This is a genomic window from Serpentinimonas barnesii, assembly GCF_000696225.1.
Classification (GTDB): domain Bacteria; phylum Pseudomonadota; class Gammaproteobacteria; order Burkholderiales; family Burkholderiaceae_C; genus Serpentinimonas; species Serpentinimonas barnesii.
In genome coordinates, this window is record NZ_BAWN01000051.1 from 1 (window position 1) to 3,003 (window position 3,003).

At 63.0% G+C, this 3,003-nt stretch carries 2 protein-coding genes; one reads left to right on the top strand and one right to left on the bottom strand.

Annotation, left to right across the window (positions count from 1 at the left end):
• On the top strand, positions 1 to 372 hold a 372-nt coding region (locus SRAH_RS12890; protein ID WP_206741113.1), incomplete at its 5' end, for a hypothetical protein.
• Positions 373 to 569: 197 nt separating this feature from the next.
• On the opposite strand, the gene SRAH_RS11375 is transcribed toward SRAH_RS12890, so the two are convergent.
• A complete protein-coding gene (locus tag SRAH_RS11375; protein ID WP_197537884.1) occupies positions 570 to 2,627 on the bottom strand; it encodes a copper-translocating P-type ATPase in 2,058 nt (685 codons plus the stop codon).
• Between the last annotated feature and the right edge of the window lie 376 nt (positions 2,628 to 3,003).

Here is a 3,003-nt window from a genome sequence, read left to right on the forward strand (position 1 = left end):
GTTGAGGTTAACCGGCGGGCCGAAGGCACGTCCGAGTTGAACCGCAGGTTAGGCGCTGTGGACAAGGGTGCTGTGGCCTTGGAACGCTGCGGTGTCGCCGGAGATTATGGCAGGGGCCTTGCAGGAAAGCAAGCGCGGTGTGCCCGAACGTTCACCGAAGGCCAAGCAGCAGGCCAGCAACTGGGCAGCGTCGCCGGAGCACGCGGAGGTGGAACGGCAGAAGCCAGAGCGAGGCCTAACGTTGAGGTTAACCGGCGTGCCGAAGGCACGTCCGAGTTGAACCGCAGGTTAGGCGCTGTGGAGAAGAGTGCTGCGGCCTTGGAGTGCTGCGGCGTTGCCGGAGATTATGGCCTGAACCTTGCAGGAAGGTAAGAGCGAAGGAAAGCAAGCTCGATGTGCCTGTGCCTTTCCGCGAGGGCCAAGCAGCAGGCCAGCAACCAAGAAGCGCAGCCGGAGCGCGAGGGAGTGGAATGGCAGAAGCCAGAGCGAGGCCTAACGCTTCGGTTCAGCGGCGCGCCGCGCAGCGGGCCGTCTGCTGCAACCGATTGTTGGGCGGCATGAGGGAATCGTCACAGCTGCACCCGCCTCAGAAGCTGGGCGTTGATCGCGACGACCACTGTGCTCGCCGACATCAGAACCGCACCCACGGCTGGGGTTAGAAGAACACCCCACGCGGCGAGCAACCCGGCGGCGAGAGGGATGGCGACGATGTTGTATCCAGCCGCCCACCACAGATTCTGGAGCATCTTGCGATAAGTGGCGGCGGACAGCGTAATGATCTTGGGAATGTCGCGCGGGTCGGAGCGCACCAGCACGATGTGTCCCGCTTCCACGGCCACGTCGGTGCCGGCACCAATCGCGATCCCAACGTCGGCCATGGCGAGGGCCGGTGCATCGTTCACCCCGTCGCCGACCATCGCCACCTTCTTTCCCTGCGCCTGGAGTTCCTTTACCTTGGACGCCTTGTCCTTGGGGAGCACTTGGGCGAACACCGTGTCGATCCCCAGCTCTGCGGCGACAGCATCGGCGACCGCCTGTGCATCACCGGTCAGCATGGCCACCTTGATGCCGCGCTGATGGAGCGCGCGCACGGCCTCGCGGCTTTCCTCGCGGATGGCATCGGCCACGGCGAAGACCGCCAGGGCCTTGCTACCCCGTAGCAGGTAGATGGCGGCCTGGCCACGATTTGCAGCTGCCTCTGCGGCCTTACGCAGTGTGTCCGCAACCTGCGTACCCTCCATCTGGAGGAGCAAGGGACCACCCATGCGGTACTCGATACCTGCGACCGACGCTGCGATGCCCATTCCGGTCAGCGCCCGGAATTCATCCGCTGGGGGTACATCAAGCTTTCGATCCACCGCCGTCCGCACGATGCCACGCGCGATCGGATGCTCGGACTCCGCCTCGACTCCCGCCGCAATCCGCAGCATATCCTCCTCGGACTCCCCGTCGGCTACCGCCATCTCAACCACCCGGAACTCCCCGAGGGTGAGCGTCCCGGTCTTGTCAAAAATCACGATGTCTAGGTTTCTGGCTTCTTCCAGTCCGCGTCGATCCCGCACGAGCAGGCCGTTGCGTGCGCCCAGGGTCGTGGAAATGGCAACGACCAGCGGCACGGCTAGGCCGAGGGCGTGTGGGCAGGCGATCACCAGGACGGTCACCACGCGCACAATGGTGAAATCGATGGGCGCTCCAAGGAACTGCCACACCACCAGCGTCAGCACGCCGGCGACGATGGCCACTGCTGTCAGGATCCGGGCCGCACGGTCGGCCAGGTGCTGCGCCCTGGATTTCGATGTCTGTGCGTCGGCAACGAGCCGCATGATCCCGGAAAGCTTGGTCTTCTCTCCCGTGCCAGTGACCTGTATGCGCAGGGAACCCTCGCCATTGATGGTCGCGGCGATGACCTCATCGCCTTCATTCTTCTTTACCGGCCGGGACTCGCCGGTGATCATGGCCTCGTTGAGATCGCTCGTGCCTTTCTGGATCAGGCCGTCCGCCGGCACACTCTCGCCGGGACGGACCAGCACGATATCGCCCTCCCTCAGCTCGCTGATGGGCACCGTCTGCTCGCCCTGCTCAGTGACCCGTGTGGCGTTATCCGGGAGCAGCTTGGCGAGTTCCTGTAGCGCCCCCTGTGCCTGTGAGATCGAGCGCATCTCAATCCAGTGGCCCAGTAGCATGATTGTCACCAGAGTTGCTAACTCCCACCAGATCGCGTCCGCCTCGATGAGACCGAGCTGGACCACCCACGAAAAGATGAACGCCACCGAGATGGCGAGGGAAATCAAGGTCATCATCCCAGGCAGTCGGGCTCTAAGCTCTCGCCACGCACCCTTCAAAAAGACCAGGCCACCGTAGAGAAAGATGGCCGTGCCGAGGACAGGAGATATCCACGCCGACCCGGGGAACTCGGGCGCCGTGTAACCAAAGATCATCTGGATGTGCGCTGCCCAGATAACGACCGGAACGGTGAGGATCAGCGACAGCCAGAACTTGTCCCGGAACATCTTCGGGCTGTGACCTGCGTGCTGGTCGTGGCTCCCTATCCCGTGCCCGCCACTTGCCAAGTGGCTGGCGCGCTGTTCGGATCCGTGACCATGTGCGTGTTGGGTGGTCTTGCTCACAATATTGCTACCTCAATCGTGGATGACGGATCGCCTACATCTGGGACGGATGCGTTCTGTCCGGCCTAACGTAGAAGTTAACCGGCGTGCCATAGGCGCATCCGTGTTGAACCGCCGGTTAGGCGCTGTGGGGCAGAGGGTTGCTGCCTTGAAGCCGCTGCCTGAGATTCTGGCAGAGGCTTTGGAGGAAGTCAAGCGGAAAGTTGCATGATTCAGGCGACAACTATCTTGACATGCGCCGATAAGCACATGCGCAGGCCAGCAACCGGGAAGCGTCGCCGGAGCACGCGGGGGTGGAACGGCAAAAGCCAAATCGAGGCCTAACGTTGAGGTTAACCGGCGGGCCGAAGGCACGTCCGAGTTGAACCGCAGGTTA